The sequence below is a fragment of the Paraglaciecola aquimarina genome, assembly GCF_032464635.1.
In the GTDB taxonomy this organism is placed as follows: Bacteria; Pseudomonadota; Gammaproteobacteria; order Enterobacterales; family Alteromonadaceae; genus Paraglaciecola; species Paraglaciecola aquimarina.
Genome location: NZ_JAWDIO010000002.1, coordinates 3,522,098 through 3,539,281, shown reverse-complemented (window position 1 = coordinate 3,539,281; position 17,184 = coordinate 3,522,098). Strand labels below are relative to the sequence as shown.

The following is a 17,184-nucleotide window of genomic DNA, read 5'->3' as shown; positions in this document are numbered from 1 at the left end:
TAACTACCGTATTGACAAATTCTTTTAAATTATGGGGTTATGTGTAGTGACTAACTACTCAATTCTGGGCGCTAATATAGCACTTCACGCTTTAAATTACTGCCAGCAAATAAAAAAAATAGGCGCTTGCCATTTTTAATTGTTTCAAAACTTTAAGACCACTAGGAAAGCGTAAAGTTTACTTTTTATAAATGGGATAAGCGTTGGGATAGTGCTGTTTTTTTAAATCTCGCAATAAGCTGGCGGTATTGTTCTTTGTGGATAAAGGGCCTAGCTGCAATTTATGGATATTATTGGCAAACAGTACACGATAGGGAAGGTTGTACTGACGTTGCAGTTTCTCGCCTATTTCTACTAACTTCTTTTTATTTTTGAGTGCCAAAACCTGTATATAGGTAATGGGGGAAGGCGAGGCAGCTATTAATTTTTTCTGATTACCAATGGTAATCTCTCCCGTTTCGGATACATGTATCACGTCTAACTTTACGTTAGCTGTGCCTGTTGCAATAACGTCTAGTTTCTGAGCGGCGGCATAGGAAAGATCGACAATGCGACGGATGTGAAACGGGCCTCTATCGTTAACTCTAACGACAACTTGTTTACCGTTGTCTAAGTTTGTGATCCTAGCAAACGAAGGTAACGGTAAGGTCTTGTGCGCCGCTGACATTTGATACATATCATAAATTTCACCGTTGGCGGTTTGGTGACCATGAAATTTCTCACCATACCAACTGGCTTTGCCAGAATCACTATAACCTAACCCTGTTTTAAGAGGGGTGTAATTCACTCCTCGTATGGTATAAGGCTTCATGTTGGCACGAGCATAAGGTTCGAATCGCGGGATGGCATCTTCTTGTGTAACATCATGAGGAACGACTTTGGGCGCAGAGTCATGATGCTGGTGATAACGGCCTTTTGGTGCACAAGACAACAGGCCAGTGCACAGTAAAATAATAACAAGAGGGTGGGTAAGGTCGCGCATAGTCATGCTTGATCAGTTCATTGCTTGCTTTAACTGTTGACTAAACTGGAATACAGCCATGGCATAGAGTGGGCTATGGTTATAACGGGTGATCACATAAAAGTTAGGCAATCCGAGCCAATACTCTTGGTTATTTACTTGCTCAAAGGCCAAAAGCTTAACGCTTTGCTGAGCGTTAATATTTTGATGGGGGATTTGCACCCCAGCATTTTCGAGTTGTTGCCATGTATGTTTGTATTTTAACGATTTACTAAGTAATTTTGTGTACTGGTTGCCACTAACTTCAGCTTGGTACGCAATATCTTGGCCCGCTTTCCAGCCATGTTTTTTAAAGTAATTGGCCACGCTACCGATTGCATCTACTGGGTTGTTAAGTAAATCTCGCACGCCATCGCCGTCAAAATCAACAGCATAGTGGCGATAGCTAGAAGAAATGAACTGCCCCCAACCCATAGCACCGGCATATGAGCCTTTTAATGCAGTAATATCGAAATTTTCTTCTCGCGCTAATAAAAATAACTGCGCTAATTCACTTCTAAAAAACGTCGCTCTGGGTGGATAATGAAAACCAAGTGTGGTTAATGCGTCTAATACCGAATAGTTGCCGGTATAGGTGCCGTAGAAAGTTTCAACTCCGATAATAGCCACTATTATTTGTGCCGGCACACCGGTTTCACGCTCGGCCTTTAGCAAGGTTTGCTTATGCTTCTGCCAGAACGCTAGGCCTTTATTTAGGCGTTTTTCAGTTAAAAATATGGGATAGTACTGATGCCATGGTTTCGCTTCCCAGGGCTTGGCAATAGCGCTTAAGATCTTATGGTTAACCTTTGATTTAGCTATGGTTTGACTGACAAAGTCTCGATCAAAGTTATGTTTGGTAACCATAGTCTCAATAAACTGTTGTTGTAACTCAGCGGGAGACGACTGTGCTGCTGATACGGAAAATGACAAAAACATAACACTTATAAATGACACTAACTTCATAGTTTCCTCAATTAATTGCAGCGATCGTGTAACTTACTTTTTATTCTCGGGACATAATACGTTTTTGAGTGCTGATCGCCATTAAAATACCAAAACCGGCGAGTAGGGTTACCATAGAGGTACCACCATAGCTAACTAAGGGCAAAGGCACACCCACAACAGGTAATATTCCCGACACCATGCCCATGTTTACAAATACATAAACAAAAAATGTCAGGGTGATACTGCCGCCTAGTATTTTACTAAATGCATCTTGCGCTTTGATCGAAATCAACATACCACGCATCACAATAAAAGCGTAAATTGCCAGAAGTCCCGCGACTCCCCAAAAACCAAACTCTTCACTAAATACCGCAAAAATGAAATCTGTGTGTCGTTCTGGTAAAAATTCCAATTGAGACTGCGTTCCTTGCAACCAACCTTTTCCATCTTGACCACCAGAGCCTATAGCTATCTTTGATTGGATAATATGATAGCCAGACCCTAAAGGATCGCTTTCTGGGTTTAGAAAGGTCAATACCCGCTGTTTTTGATATTCTTTCATTAAGAATATCCACATAACGGGGGTAAATGCTGAGGCAGCGGCCACAATAAATAAAATTAAGCGCCAACTCATTCCTGCCAAAAATAAAGCAAATACTCCAGAGCTAGCAATGAGCAATGAGGTGCCTAAATCCGGTTGTTTGGCGATTAATAATGTGGGTGCGACAACCAGGCCAAATCCGCCTAAAATATGTAACAACTTTGGCGGTAAATTAAAACGACTGATATACCAAGCGACCATCATAGGAACGGCGAGCTTCATGATCTCGGATGGTTGGAAGCGAAAAACGCCCAAGTCTAGCCAACGCTGTGCGCCTTTACTAGATACGCCAATTACCAAAACCGCGACTAACATTGCGATGCCAATGCCATAAAAATAGATAGATAGCTTTTGATAGGTGAGAGTAGGTACTTGTGCCACAAGCAGCATTACGCCCAACGCTATGCCTAGTCGAATAACTTGCCGTAAAATCAATTGCATATCTTGGCCACCGGCGGAATATATGGTGACAAGGCCCACAGCCATCAATACTATAAGACCAAGCAACAAAGGGCCATCGCAGTGAATTCTATTGAGCAAGGAACGGGAGTTTGGGCTAAGTTTAGTGCGCAGCATGTAATGTCCGGTTAAGTTGTGCTGTCGTATCGGGTGTAGCGTTTGGATCTAAAGATTCAATCACTTGGTGTTCAGGAAAAGTTTGGTCTTTAAAGAAGTTATCCATAATTTTTCGTGCAATTGGCGCCGCTTGAGCGCCACCGTGCCCTGCATTTTCAAGCACTATTGTGATTGATATTTGCGGTTTGTCGTAAGGTGCATAGCCTACATACATGGCGTTATCATGGTTTTCTTTAGATAACTTCGATGCATCATATTTTTCGTCTTGGGCAATGGTCACGAGCTGCGCGGTACCTGTTTTTCCAGCCGAGATATAATTGGCTCCGACGAACGCTTTTCGGGCAGATCCTTTTCTGTTTACGGTGCCATACATGGCATCTAACACTACATCCCAGTTGTGTTCATCTTTAATGTCTAGTGGCCGACGTTCTTTGATTGGCTCTTTAATAACCTCATTGTCGACCATTTGGCCCCGAATGATTTGCGGAATAATTCGTCTACCTTTGTTCACCAATGTCGCTACAGACTGTACTAGCTGTATTGGTGTTGCGGTCCAATAACTTTGGCCAATACCTAAATTGATGGTATCGCCATGGTACCAAGCTCGATTATATTGAGCTCGAACCGATCCTCGGTTTGGCATAAAGCCATCGGCTTCTTCATGTAAATCTATTCCGGTGTAATCGCCAAAACCAAAGTCATACATGCCTTCACTGATACGGTCAATACCCAACTTATACGCCATATCATAAAAGTAAATATCACATGACACTTCAATTGCTTTGGTTACATTTACCCAGCCGTGCCCCCAAATATTATGATCGCGCCATACCCGCGATACATTTTTTAGTTTGTATTTACCGTTATCATAAATTCTTGACTCGGGGGTAATCACTTTTTCTTCAAGGCCAACTAAGGCGAGTAACGGCTTTACCGTTGACGCTGGAGGGTATTGACCTTGTGTCGCACGATTAAATAATGGACGAGAAGAAGTGAGTAACTTTTTATAATTTTTACTACTGATGCCATGTACAAACAAATTGGGATCATAACTAGGGCTGCTGTACAGGGCCAAAATTCCGCCATCTACTGGATCCATAGCCACCACAGTCCCTCGCTGGCCAGCGAATTGTTTTTCCGCTTCTAATTGTAATTCTACATCTATGTTTAAAACGATGTCTTGGTAAGAATTGGTGGGCTGAAGTTTAAGGTGCGCACAATGCGTCCCTGATTATTTACTTCAACTTCTTGATAACCTACTTTACCGTGCAATAATTCTTCATGATATTTTTCTATGCCTCGCTTTCCTATATCATAGGTTGCGGCATAATTGTCTTCAAAGCCGGCTTCCGTTAACTTCTGCAAGTCTTTCTTGTCAATTTTTGCAACGTAACCTAATACGTGGGTGAGGGCGGCTTTATAGGGATAATACCTAGCTAGCACTGGCTTCTACCGATACACCGGGATACTTATGTTGGTGGGCAGCGAATAAAGCTACCTCTTCTTGGTTCAGCCTATTTAGTAAGGTGACGGGCTTAAATCGTCGAATGCGTTTTCTATCTTTGTGGAAGTCTTCAATATCATCCTTATCAATATTTAATAGCTGCTGTAGCCCTTCGATCGTTTGCTCAAGATCAGGGGTTTCTTCAGGTACTACTTGTAAGCTAAATACCGGTCTATTCTCCGCCAGTAATACACCATTTCGATCATAAATTAGCCCTCTATTTGGGGCAACTGGTAGTATTTTTATCCGGTTACCGTTGGAGCGAGTTTGATAGTCTTCGAAGCGAGTAAATTGTAAATAATACAAATTGCTCAGCACCATACCGATCATTATGAATACACTAAGTAGGCCGATGACAGCGCGACGAGCAAATAAGTTCGCCTCTGCAGTATGGTCTTTAATAAGTAATCTGGGTGAACGCAAAACTATTCTCTATGATAAGGATGATTATTATTGATTGACCATGCTCTATATAGACTTTCAGCCACTATAACTCGCACTAAAGGGTGAGGAAGGGTTAGACTCGACAGTGACCACTTTTGTTCTGATTGTTTGATACATTCAGGTGCAAGCCCTTCCGGCCCGCCAATTAACAAACTTACATCCCTACCGTCCATTTGCCAGTTTTCCATTGTCTTGGCTAACTTTGGGGTATCCCATGGCGCGCCAGTCACTTCTAGGGTGACAATTCTATTTCCCTTGGGGATCGCAGCTAAAGTCAGTTCACCTTCTTTTTGCAAAATGCGCTTAATATCTGCATTCTTACCCCGTTTTCCAGCAGGAATTTCGGTCAAGGATAAAGGCATATCATTTGGAAAGCGTCGGCAATATTCGTTAAAGCCTTGTTCTACCCAAGCAGGCATTTTTATGCCTACGGCAATAATTTGGATTTTCACTGTAATGATAAATCGACTGAGTTAACCCCAGAGCTTTTCCAATTGATAAAAATCTCTGGCTTCATCTTGCATAACGTGAACGACCACATCGCCAAGATCGACTAGTACCCAATCGCCATCTTCTTTGCCTTCGATACTGAGTGGCGCTGAATCTGACTTTTTGGCTTCTACCACTAAGTTTTCTGCAATTGAAATAACGTGACGTTTAGAATTGCCAGAACAAATAATTAACGTATCGGTTACGGATGATTTTGCTGATACATCAAGTTGAACGATATCACGACCTTTTAGGTCATCAATTTTTTCTACTGCAAAGCGTGTTAATTGTTGTTGGTCCAAAGATTTCCCCATGCTACGTTTTATTTGTGAATAATATTGTTTAGTTTAACAGAGATCGTCACTTGGCTGGTAGAGCTTATGCTGATGAATATAATTTAAAACGTTAGAAGGTATGAATTTTTCTACTTTTGTATTCATCTTAAGTTGCTCTCGCAATTGACTAGAAGACACGGTGAGCCTTTCTGTATCGGCGATAAATATATGCCCAGCCAATTTTGTATGAAGATCTAGATACTGACTGGTTTGGTGTTTTGCCAATATTGCTTGCAGCGCTGAATCTTGCGCGACTGTCGTGGGTTCATCATTGTGTCGATGACAGACAACAAAATGACATAGGGATAGAATTTCTTGCCACTTATGCCAAGTGAATAAATTGACTAACGAATCCGTGCCAATGAAAAAACACAATGGCGTGTTTGGTCGCTCTGCCCGTAACTCGTTCAGAGTGTCAACACTATAAGTTGGCACACCTCGGTTTATGTCTCTGGCATCGGCATAAAAAATATCGTGTTGTTGGCATACCAATTCAATCATGTTCAGTCGGTGTTGACTGGTTACCGAAGCGGAACTTTTGTGGGTCGGAATATAGCAGGGGATCATGGCTATTTTTTCGATCTGGGTGAGCTTAGCAGCTTGTATCGTTGGATAAATATGACCTGAGTGAATCGGATCAAATGTTCCACCAAAAATTCCTAATGGGGCTCTGAGCATATTATGATTGGCCTATTGCTCTAACAACGCATAATCTAAGGCAATATTTTCTAACGCAAATGGAATAAACAATAAACAAAGATGACACAATTCAACGTAAGGCCGTAGCACTTGCGATTGTTTAATTGCCCTATCAAACTCACTTAACTTGACTTGTATTTGTTGTAAATTTTGTGGTGATAATCTGCGTAACGCAGACTGATACAAACCCTGTCGATTTTTCCAAATACGATGTCGGTTCCAATTAATATTATTAGTGTGTTGCTGTTCAAATAATAATGCTTCTAATGTTTGCCACTCGCGGGTTAAGGCCCATAATACTATATTGGGTTCCACTCCTTCGCTTTCCAAGCGATACAGCATTTTTACTGCTTTTTGACTATCTCCCGACAAAATAACATCGATTAAGTGAAAGACAGTGAATCGAGATTGATCGACTACTGCCTGCTCAACTTCTTTTATTGTAGGGTTGCCCTGTGGGTAGAGTAAGATGAGTTTCTGTATTTCTTGTTTGGCAGCCAGCAAGTTTCCTTCACAGTAATCTACCAGTAACTGCGCAATTTGTGGGTCATGTTGCATGCCGGCTTGTTGCATTTGTTGGCCTACCCATTGATGTAACGCATTGCCTTCTAGGGGGTAACAAGGAATATAAATAGCGTGCATATCAATCGCTTTGAACCACTTGGTATTTTGTACATCTTTACCAACTTTCCCTCCATGTATAACGATTAACACGTCTGTATTGGGTTGCTGGGCAATGCTTGATAATATTTTACTGCCTTCTGCGCCGGGCTTACCTGTAGGTAGTTCTAATTCGATAATTTGTTTGTTAGAAAACAGAGACATAGTTTGGCTTGCTTCAACTAAGGTATCCCAGCTGAATTGGTTGTCTACGACCAAAGATTGCCTCTCATCAAATCCTTGTTTTTGGGCGGTTTTTCGGATGATTTCTAAACATTCAAGCTTTTGTTGAGGTTCATCACCAAACACCATATAAAATGGTTTAAGTGGTGAATCATGTTGTAAACTAAAACGATTAGGGTAAACCTGCATCAGTAGCCTTTAGTTTGTAGCCAAACGTTGTAGGAGCTGGATAATTGACGAATTATTCTATCGGCAGCTTGTTGACGCATTTCACTATAAACCAGATCGAGCTCTCGAGATTTTGCCAATACCGCATCGGGATCATCTTGATATTCACGGGTTACATCAAATTCGATAGGAATCGCTTCTTCATTAGGAAACTGAATGTAGTAATTAATGGTGTAAACCAATTCATATTCAGCCACCTGTCCGGTGGAAAATAAAGACAGCAGTCGTCTTTCTAGGTTTTCCGATTGGATGAATATTTGAGCATCAATTTGCTCGGTTGGAATGTGTTTGTTGGTAATGTCAGTCACAATTTGTATATCAAAGCCTTTCAATTGACTGGTTAAAGTACGTTGCAAGGGGGCATTTTTTGTCGCTGACAAAACGTGTAACTCTTCGATCCCAGAGGGCAGACTATAATCACCGCGTAATTTAAAACCACAACTTGTCACTAGCAAGCTAGTGACAAGTAAGGTTAACAGGCTAAATGGCTGAGACATCACGTTAGTTGGCCACAATGTTCAGTAATTTTCCTGCTACATAAATTACTTTGCGTATTGTTTTACCATCTGTGTGTTGTTGCACATTGTGTTCGTCTAAGGCTAACCCTTCAACTTGTTCTTTTGAGGCGTCAGCGGCAACAGTAATCTTGGCCCTTACTTTGCCATTCACTTGCACAATAATTAACTTTTCGTCTTCGACCATAGCGGCTGCTTCAGCGACAGGCCAACGTGCCGTTTCAACTTCTGTACTATGTCCTAAGTCTTTCCACATAACATGACATATATGCGGCGCGATAGGCGCAAGTAACAACACTATTGTATTAATCCCTTCACGAAGAACGGCTAAATCTTGAGCCGAATCTTGAGGCGCTTTTTGCAAATGATTCAATAGTTCCATAGTGGCGGCAATAGCGGTATTAAAAGTTTGGCGACGACCCACATCGTCACTAACTTTTTCAATGGTTTTGTGGATCACGCGACGCAAGGTTTTTTGAGATGAGGACAAGGACGACTTGTCTAAGTCTGCAATTTCACCGCATTCAATATGTTCTTGTACCAAGGTCCATAAACGTTTAACAAATCTGTGTGCACCCTCAACTCCAGAATCGATCCATTCAAGGGTTTGCTCTGGCGGAGCGGCAAACATAGTGAATACGCGGATAGTGTCTGCCCCGTATTGGTTAATGACTTGTTGTGGATCTATACCGTTATTCTTCGACTTAGACATTTTAGTCATGCCACCATGAATAACAGCTTCACCGTCGGCTGCAAGGGTCGATTTAATGATACGGCCCTTATCATCTTTTTCGCTGATAACATCTGCAGGCGAGTACCAGGTTTGTTTGCCGTTCTCGTCTTCACGATAAAATGAATCGGCCAACACCATGCCTTGGCATAATAAGCGCTTGTATGGTTCATCAGATTGAACTAAGCCTTCATCACGCAATAGTTTATGGAAGAAACGAGAATACAATAAATGCAATATGGCGTGTTCGATGCCCCCCACATATTGGTCAACTGGCAACCAGTAGTTCGCTTGGGCTGGATCTAACATAGCTTGGTCATTTTGAGCACTACAGTAACGAGCGTAATACCAAGACGATTCCATAAAGGTGTCAAATGTATCGGTTTCTCTTAGTGCTGGTTGACCGTCGAATTCAGTTTTTGCCCATTCTGGATCGGCTTTTATCGGTGAAATGACCCCATTCATTTGAACATCTTCTGGCAGTTCAACCGGCAGTTGGTCACTGGGTACAGGCACCGATTCACCGTTTTCTAGGTTCAACATCGGAATAGGCGTACCCCAGTATCGTTGACGTGAAACACCCCAATCACGTAGACGATAGTTAACCTTCTTTTTTCCTTTATTCAGTGATTCAAGTTTTGCTGCAATGGCTTCAAACGCTTGACTAAAGTCTAGCCCATTGTATTCAGCTGAATTTACCAGCGTTCCTTTTTCGGTATAAGCGGCTTGACTCAGATCGATACCCCCTGAACTGTCGTCAGAGGTAATCACTTGTTTAATATCCAAAGAATATTTTGTGGCAAATTCCCAGTCACGCTGATCGTGACTAAGGTACTGACATGACAGCCCCAGAGCCATAGCCCATCAGCACAAAGTTCGCTACCCATACTGGGACTTTATCACCGGTAAGTGGGTGAATGGCGTAGTAACCAGTGGCACAGCCTTTCTTTTCCATAGTGGCTAGTTCGGCTTCGGCGACTTTAGTATTCTTGCATTCTTCTACAAAAGCCGCTAACTCGGCATTTGTTTTGGCCGCTTCTAGTGCGATAGGATGTTGGGCGGCAACAGCCACGTAGGTAACACCAAATAATGTATCTGGGCGGGTAGTGTAAACGTCAAAGTCAGACTGTCCCGCTACGGTTTCGGCTAAATCAAAGGTAATCTCTACCCCTTCAGAACGTCCTATCCAGTTTTTCTGCATCGCCCGAACTTGTTCAGGCCATTCTTCTAGTTGTTCAAGATCGGTCACTAACTCTTCAGCATAGTCAGTAATCTTGATAAACCACTGAGGGATTTCTTTCTGTTCAACTAATGCGCCAGAACGCCAGCCGCGTCCATCAATAACCTGTTCGTTGGCTAAAACGGTGTGATCAATAGGATCCCAATTCACCGTGGCATTCTTTTTATAAACCAAGCCTTTTTCGTACAAACGAGTAAAGAACCACTGTTCCCAACGGTAATAATCTTGCTTACAAGTGGCAATTTCTCGATCCCAGTCATAACCAAAGCCTAAAGACTTTAACTGGGTTTTCATGTAGTCAATGTTAGAGTACGTCCAATTCGCTGGGGCCGTATTGTTATTAATAGCTGCATTTTCAGCGGGCAGCCCAAAAGCATCCCAACCCATTGGTTGTAAAACGTTTTTTCCTAGCATGCGCTGATAACGACTAATTACATCGCCAATGGTGTAATTACGCACGTGACCCATATGTAGTCGACCACTTGGGTAAGGAAACATAGACAAACAGTAGAATTTTTCTTTGTCTTCTTGTTCTGTTGCCTTGAAAGTTTGCTGGGTTTCCCAATAGGCTTGAACCTCTTGTTCTATTGCTTGAGGTTGATACTGTTTTTCGGCCATTAAAAAGATTTCCGTGACTAGTGTAATGAGGTCTAAGACCATGAGTATTACTATAAAAATTAGCTCGCTAGAATACCTTAGGCCTGTTGTTGCAAACAATAGCTAAAGTGTTATTTATCAGGCTTAATCAAAAGTTTTTAATTATTAGCTATGTATTATCCTTAAATTGCCTGAAAAATAGACGATTAAGCCGCAGAAATAACGATCTGTTTGACAGCATCATGTTTACGGGTTTCACTATTTATCAATTGCCTTTTCCCAATGCGGTGCCTGAATCTCCTATGCAAAGTAAATATGTTTTAGATCTTCAACAATTAATAGCTAAACCGAGTAGAAGGTTGATCAATCAAGCATTGAAAGATGATTTGGCATTAGAAGCTACATTTATTGGGCAAGATCGGGCTCGTGATGCGTTGTCGTTTGGATTAGGCATAAAATCTAAAGGCTACAACCTGTATGTGATGGGTGAACAAGCCACTGGTCGCTTTACGTTAGTGCATGAATTTATTGCTAAATATGTAAACAAAACCATTACGCCCGATGATTGGTGTTACATCAATAATTTTGACGACGAGCGCGAACCATATTCACTGAGACTGTCGGCAGGCGAAAGTAAAAAATTATGCAAAGATTTAACGATTCTAATCGACGAGTTGTTGGATACTTTTCCTGCGGCCTTTGACAATCCTGGCTATCAGCGAAAAAAGGCGGCCATTACTCGGGAATTTGAACAGCAGTACGACAAAGCCATCGAGAACGTCGAATTGCAAGCTCAAAAAAATAATATTGCCTTATATGAAGATGATGGAACCATTTCTTTTTCACCTATTGTTAACGGTAAATCAATAAATGATGAAGACTTTGCACAATTCCCAGAAGAAAAACGTCAAGCTTACTATTTGTTAATTGGCGATTTGGAAGATGTGTTGAGTGAGGCATTAATTGAATTGCCCAAGTGGAAGAGGGCAACGGCAGAAAAGTTACGCCAACTCAAAAAAGATACGGCCGAACAGGGGATCAAGCCATTACTTAAAAATCTAGAGCATATGTACAGTGCTGATTTAGCGATCCTAAAATTTTTACGCCAACTTAAGCCTCATCTGGTTGAAACAGTAGTGGAAATATTAGCCGGCGATAAAAAAGACAGTAAAGAAGATGAATACGACAAGCGCTCAATTTTGGAAGAGCAATATTTACCAAATATATTGGTCTCCCATAAAGTTAACAGTGGCTCGCCTGTGGTTTATGAAGCGAATCCGACTCACCAGAGTTTATTCGGTAGGGTTGAATATACCAATATTCAAGGCTCGGTTTTTACTAACTATAGAATGATTCGTACCTGGGGCAATTCACAAAGCTAATGGCGGATATTTGTTATTGGATATGGACAAAGTGATTGAGCAACCTTACGTGTGGGAAACACTTAAGCTGGTTCTTAAGTTTGGCTCTTTAAAAATGGATTTACCGCAACATGAGGTCGGGATGGTAAATTCAATTACACTGAATCCGCAACAAATTCCTATTGATATTAAAGTTGTGTTGCTGGGGTCCCGTGACTTGTATTATACATTGCAAGATTACGATGACGAATTTTATGAATTGTTTCGAGTACTTGTAGATTTCGATCATGAGATCCCATTAGACAAAAAGACGCTATTCGATTTTGTAGGTAGAGTCAGAAGTCAAGTAAAGAGCTTTGGCTTACAGGGAATATCGGCAAAAGCCATGTACCGCTTAGTAGAATATAGTTTGCGCTTAGCAGAGCACCAACAGCGTTTATCAGTCAGGTTTTCTGATGTGATTGAATTGCTACATGAAGCCGATTACTTTTGCAAGAAACAGCACCAAGTCGAGTTGGATGTCGGTCATATTGAAAGTGCATTACATGCAAAAACCTACAGAACTGGGCGAGTAAGTGAAGCCGTATTGGACGATATCAAGCAGGGGCAAATTCTTATTGCTACCGAAGGCGTAGATGTAGGTAAAGTAAATGGTTTAACCGTTTTAGAAGTAGGGGATTGCATGTTTGGTACGCCTGCTAGAATTACCTCAACTGTCTATGCAGGCTCTAATGGGGTAATCGATATTGAGCGTGAAGTTGAGCTAGGACAGTCTATTCACTCCAAAGGGGTCATGTTACTAACCGGATATCTAGGTTACAAGTACGCGCAGTTATTTCCTTTAACCCTTTCTGCGAATATTGCCATTGAACAATCTTATGGACATATTGACGGAGATAGTGCGTCGTTAGCCGAACTTATCGCACTTATCTCGGCACTCACTAAAATTCCAGCTAGGCAGGATTTAGCCATCACCGGCTCTATTAATCAATATGGGCAAGTGCAGTCTGTAGGTGGCGTAAATGAAAAAATTGAAGGCTTCTTTAAGCTTTGTGAGCATAGAGGCTTAACGGGGAGTCAAGGGGTGATAATTCCAAAGTCTAATCAGGTAAACCTGATGCTAGATAAAGATGTTATTGCGGCAGTGAAAGCTGGGCAATTTAAAATTTGTGTAGTGGAAACCGTTGACCAAGCGTTGGAAATATTAATGGATAAGGAAGTCGGTACATTAAATAGTAAAGGGCGCTACCCTAAAAACTCTATCAACTATATGGCAGTTTCCAGTTTGTTAAATATTGCAAACATCGTCCACGGTGCTGATGAAGAGTAAATTTGTGTGCCCCACACTTTTTGATTCTGCTAGACTTTAGCGACAACATTAAAAATAGAACCTAGTTAGGCGAGAATATGCAAATTTATAAAGGCACAGTGGTGCAATTTCATTATAAAATTGAAGAGTTAGATGGCAACGTACTGGAAAGCAATTTTGGTGAAGAAGCCGTGGCTTATTTACATGGTTACAATAATATGATGCCAGGTATAGAAAAATCTCTTGAATCGATGAGCAAAGGTGATGAAGTAGAAGTGGAGCTAGAAGCCGCTGAAACCTATGGTGAAATTCAGCCTGATAGTGAACAAAGAGTAGCAGTGAAATATTTGTTAAGCAGAGATAAAAAACCTAAGTGGAAACCCGGAATGGTAGCCGCAATCAATACCGAGCATGGCCAACGAGAAGTTACGCTGGTTAAGGTGGGGAAATTTATGGCTACTATTGATACAAATCACCCACTGGCAGGGAAAACATTGAAGTTTAATTTAAAAGTAGAAGGTGTCAGAGCCGCAACTGATGAAGAAATAGAGCATGGACATGCTCATGGTGTAGGTGGTCATCATCACTAAGCTAGACACTTAGATCAACAGCCAAATCATTATTTAATGATTTGGCTTATGTTTTTGACTAGTGGCTGGCTTGATTACGATTTAGGTAAATCAATCTTCTTTTGCTCACTTTGTTTGTAAATCACTAAAATGTGACCAATAGTCTGCACTTTAACTGCTTGGGTTTCTCTGACAATAGCGTCTATGATTAACGACTTTTCTTCTCTATCATCAGTAGGTATTTTCACTTTTATTAACTCATGATGATTGATAGCCAAGTCAATTTCAGCTAAAACGCCTTCGGTTAGGCCATTACCACCTAATTGTACTACTGGTTTTAAAGAGTGGGCTAAACCCTTTAGATGCTGCTTTTGTTTGTTTGATAAGTTCATTGTGTAATTATTCTTACAATTTATTTAATAACATATGGTTGAAAACGAGTATTCTACCGCCATCTCACATTTATTCCTAATTTCAATATTGTTCAATGAGTAAAAATAAACAATCAGTTAGTAGTCAGAGATGGCTAAAAGAGCATTTTGATGACAAGTTTGTGCAGCAAGCACAGAAGAAAGGTTATCGCTCACGAGCGGTTTTAAGATTGAAGAAATTCAAAATAAAGATCAACTCATCAAGCCGGCCATGACGGTAGTTGACTTAGGAGCCGCGCCAGGCGGGTGGTCGCAATTTGCGGCTAAAGTTGTCGGCGATGATGGGATAGTGGTTGCCTGTGATATTTTACCCATGGATCCATTGTTGGGTGTTGCATTTTTACAAGGCGATTTTCGTGAAGAAAGTGTGCTGAACGAATTGTTAAATAAAATCGGCGGTAAGAATGTTGATGTCGTGATGTCTGATATGGCACCAAACTTTAGTGGCAATGACGCAGTAGATCAGGCGAAGTCTATGTATTTAGTTGAATTAGCATTAGACATGTGCCATCAAGTATTAAAGAAAAATGGATGTTTTGTGGTTAAGGTATTTATGGGTGAAGGCTTTGATGTCTTTTTTAAAGAAGTACAAAAAGCATTCAAAGTGGTTAAGACTCGTAAGCCTGAATCATCAAGAGCGCGATCTAGAGAAGTATATCTGGTAGCGACAGGATATAAATTATAGTAGTCTGGCTTCTTTACACGAAGAAGTGCTGAACGCAAATCAAAGAGTCAATTGACTCGCAGTAACAATAGAGGTTTAACAACTTGAGCGACATGGCAAAAAATTTAATCTTATGGCTGGTTATCGCCGTCGTATTGATGTCAGTTTTCCAAAACTTTTCGAGCAACGAACCGAGTAGGGTCGCGACCGACTATACCCGTTTCTTGAAAGACGTTGACAATGGTGTAGTGAGTCAAGCGACAATAGACAGAGACACTGGTGAGATTGTTGGTACTAAACGAAATGGTGAGCAGTTTTCAACTGTTGTGCCGTATCTAGACATGAAGTTAATGGATCAATTGATCGAAAACAATGTTGCTGTGTTTGGTAAAGAGCCAGAAGAGTCATCTTTGTTAACGTCTATCTTTATCTCTTGGTTCCCTATGCTGCTATTAATTGGTGTATGGATTTTCTTCATGCGTCAAATGCAAGGCGGTGGCGGCAAAGGCGCTATGTCTTTTGGTAAAAGTAAGGCCCGTCTGTTAGGTGAAGATCAGATTAAAACCACATTTTCAGATGTGGCCGGGTGTGATGAAGCAAAAGAAGATGTGACAGAATTAGTCGATTTCTTACGTGACCCCAGTAAATTTCAAAAATTAGGCGGTAAAATTCCTAAGGGTGTGTTGATGGTTGGCCCTCCAGGAACAGGTAAAACGTTGTTGGCAAAAGCTATTGCCGGTGAAGCGAAAGTACCTTTCTTTAGTATTTCTGGTTCAGACTTTGTTGAAATGTTTGTGGGTGTGGGGGCGTCTCGCGTACGAGATATGTTTGACCAAGCTAAAAAATCAGCGCCTTGTATTATCTTCATCGACGAAATCGATGCTGTTGGCCGTAAACGTGGCGCAGGCCATGGCGGTGGACATGATGAGCGTGAACAGACTTTGAACCAAATGTTGGTTGAAATGGATGGTTTTGAAGGGCATGAAGGCATCATTGTAATAGCGGCAACTAACCGTCCTGATGTACTTGATCCAGCATTGTTGCGTCCAGGGCGCTTTGACCGTCAAGTGATGGTAGGTTTGCCTGATATTCGTGGCCGTGAACAAATTCTTAAAGTGCATATGCGTAAGGTGCCATTAGGCGATAACGTAGAGGCGTCGGTAATTGCGCGTGGAACGCCAGGGTTTTCCGGTGCTGACTTAGCCAACTTAGTCAACGAAGCGGCACTTTTTGCTGCTCGAACAGATAAACGTGTAGTTAGCATGGATGAGTTTGATAAAGCCAAAGATAAAATAATGATGGGCTCCGAACGCAAAACCATGGTGATGTCTGAAGAAGAAAAAACCAACACTGCTTATCATGAAGCGGGCCATGCCATTGTTGGTCGCTTAGTACCTAAACATGATCCAGTATATAAAGTGTCAATTATACCTCGTGGCCGTGCATTGGGTGTGACTATGTATTTGCCAGAACAAGACAAGTACAGTTCTTCAAGAGAAGAGTTGGAATCTAGAATAGCGACATTATTTGGCGGACGTATTGCCGAAGAAATCACCCTAGGAGCGGCTGGTGTGACAACTGGGGCATCTAATGATATTGAGCGAGCGACAGATATTGCTCGTAAGATGGTGACGCAATGGGGCTTGTCTCCGAAAATGGGACCAATCAATTACAAAGATGACGAGAATGAAATGTTTATGGGGGCAGCGCCTTCACAGTTATCTGCTGAAACTGCGCGTGATATCGATGCTGAAGTTAGGTTACTAATCGACCGCAACTATGCGTTAGCGGAAACGTTGTTGAAAGACAATATGGATATTTTAGAAGCGATGAAAGACGCTTTGATGAAATATGAAACCATTGACGCGAAACAGATTGATGATTTAATGGATCGTAAAGAAGTCCGCCTCCCTGCTGAGTGGGTTAGAGACGGAAAAACCGATGATTCAGATAAGCCTTCAGGTGGTGCTAAGGCAACGGGTGATGCAGATAAGCAAGAGCCTAAAAAAGAAGATAAGCCAAGCTCACCTGATGTAGGTAAGCCGGGTGACGCAACGAGTTAATTTGAGCAATGACAATGAAAACGCTTTGTTGGTAAACC

The 17,184-nt window shown here is 41.5% G+C and carries 11 protein-coding genes and 4 pseudogenes; 4 read left to right on the top strand and 11 right to left on the bottom strand.

Annotated elements, in window-relative coordinates:
- Positions 1 to 178: 178 nt before the first annotated feature.
- The 10 genes and pseudogenes from RS130_RS17550 to leuS all read right to left on the bottom strand — a co-directional run bounded on the left by RS130_RS17550 (position 179) and on the right by leuS (position 10,770).
- The gene (locus RS130_RS17550) at positions 179 to 982 is read right to left on the bottom strand and encodes a septal ring lytic transglycosylase RlpA family protein (protein ID WP_316027003.1); all 804 of its coding nucleotides are present in this window, start codon (positions 980 to 982) and stop codon (positions 179 to 181) included.
- Between the two features lie 12 nt (positions 983 to 994).
- Entirely contained in the window at positions 995 to 1,966 is a 972-nt protein-coding gene (gene mltB / locus RS130_RS17545; RefSeq protein ID WP_316027002.1) for a lytic murein transglycosylase B, read from the bottom strand.
- A 40-nt stretch (positions 1,967 to 2,006) separates the two neighbouring features.
- Positions 2,007 to 3,125, bottom strand: a complete 1,119-nt coding sequence (rodA, locus tag RS130_RS17540; protein ID WP_316027001.1) for a rod shape-determining protein RodA — start codon at positions 3,123 to 3,125, stop codon at positions 2,007 to 2,009.
- Positions 3,112 to 5,052 (bottom strand): annotated as a pseudogene (mrdA, locus tag RS130_RS17535) (penicillin-binding protein 2). The gene rodA and the pseudogene mrdA overlap by 14 nt, the downstream one beginning before the upstream one ends.
- Before the next feature lie 2 nt (positions 5,053 to 5,054).
- Positions 5,055 to 5,525, bottom strand: a complete 471-nt coding sequence (gene rlmH, locus RS130_RS17530; protein WP_316027000.1) for a 23S rRNA (pseudouridine(1915)-N(3))-methyltransferase RlmH — start codon at positions 5,523 to 5,525, stop codon at positions 5,055 to 5,057.
- 21 nt (positions 5,526 to 5,546) lie between these two features.
- Positions 5,547 to 5,864, bottom strand: coding sequence for a ribosome silencing factor (gene rsfS, locus RS130_RS17525; RefSeq protein ID WP_316026999.1), 318 nt, complete (start codon positions 5,862 to 5,864; stop codon positions 5,547 to 5,549).
- Between the two features lie 45 nt (positions 5,865 to 5,909).
- Positions 5,910 to 6,575, bottom strand: coding sequence for a nicotinate-nucleotide adenylyltransferase (nadD, locus tag RS130_RS17520; RefSeq protein WP_316026998.1), 666 nt, complete (start codon positions 6,573 to 6,575; stop codon positions 5,910 to 5,912).
- 12 nt (positions 6,576 to 6,587) lie between these two features.
- Positions 6,588 to 7,628, bottom strand: a complete 1,041-nt coding sequence (holA, locus tag RS130_RS17515) for a DNA polymerase III subunit delta (RefSeq protein WP_316026997.1) — start codon at positions 7,626 to 7,628, stop codon at positions 6,588 to 6,590.
- Entirely contained in the window at positions 7,628 to 8,182 is a 555-nt protein-coding gene (locus RS130_RS17510) for an LPS-assembly lipoprotein LptE (protein WP_316026996.1), read from the bottom strand. The genes holA and RS130_RS17510 overlap by 1 nt, the downstream gene beginning before the upstream one ends.
- Positions 8,169 to 10,770: pseudogene (gene leuS, locus RS130_RS17505) on the bottom strand (leucine--tRNA ligase). Before leuS ends, RS130_RS17510 begins: the two are co-directional and overlap by 14 nt.
- A gap of 281 nt (positions 10,771 to 11,051) precedes the next feature.
- Here leuS and RS130_RS17500 point away from each other — a divergent pair.
- Positions 11,052 to 13,440 (top strand): annotated as a pseudogene (locus RS130_RS17500) (Lon protease family protein).
- Between the two features lie 77 nt (positions 13,441 to 13,517).
- Positions 13,518 to 14,009 carry an FKBP-type peptidyl-prolyl cis-trans isomerase gene (locus tag RS130_RS17495; protein ID WP_316026995.1) on the top strand — a complete coding sequence of 164 codons (492 nt, stop codon included), beginning with the start codon at positions 13,518 to 13,520 and terminating at the stop codon, positions 14,007 to 14,009.
- Between the two features lie 74 nt (positions 14,010 to 14,083).
- Here RS130_RS17495 and yhbY read toward each other — a convergent pair whose 3' ends face one another.
- Positions 14,084 to 14,380: a ribosome assembly RNA-binding protein YhbY gene (yhbY, locus tag RS130_RS17490; RefSeq protein ID WP_316026994.1), complete on the bottom strand. Its 297-nt coding sequence runs from the start codon at positions 14,378 to 14,380 to the stop codon at positions 14,084 to 14,086.
- Positions 14,381 to 14,475: 95 nt separating this feature from the next.
- Here yhbY and rlmE point away from each other — a divergent pair.
- Both rlmE and ftsH read left to right on the top strand, forming a co-directional pair.
- Positions 14,476 to 15,104: pseudogene (rlmE, locus tag RS130_RS17485) on the top strand (23S rRNA (uridine(2552)-2'-O)-methyltransferase RlmE).
- A gap of 83 nt (positions 15,105 to 15,187) precedes the next feature.
- A complete protein-coding gene (gene ftsH / locus RS130_RS17480; RefSeq protein ID WP_487369322.1) occupies positions 15,188 to 17,146 on the top strand; it encodes an ATP-dependent zinc metalloprotease FtsH in 1,959 nt (652 codons plus the stop codon).
- The last annotated feature ends 38 nt before the right edge of the window (positions 17,147 to 17,184 follow it).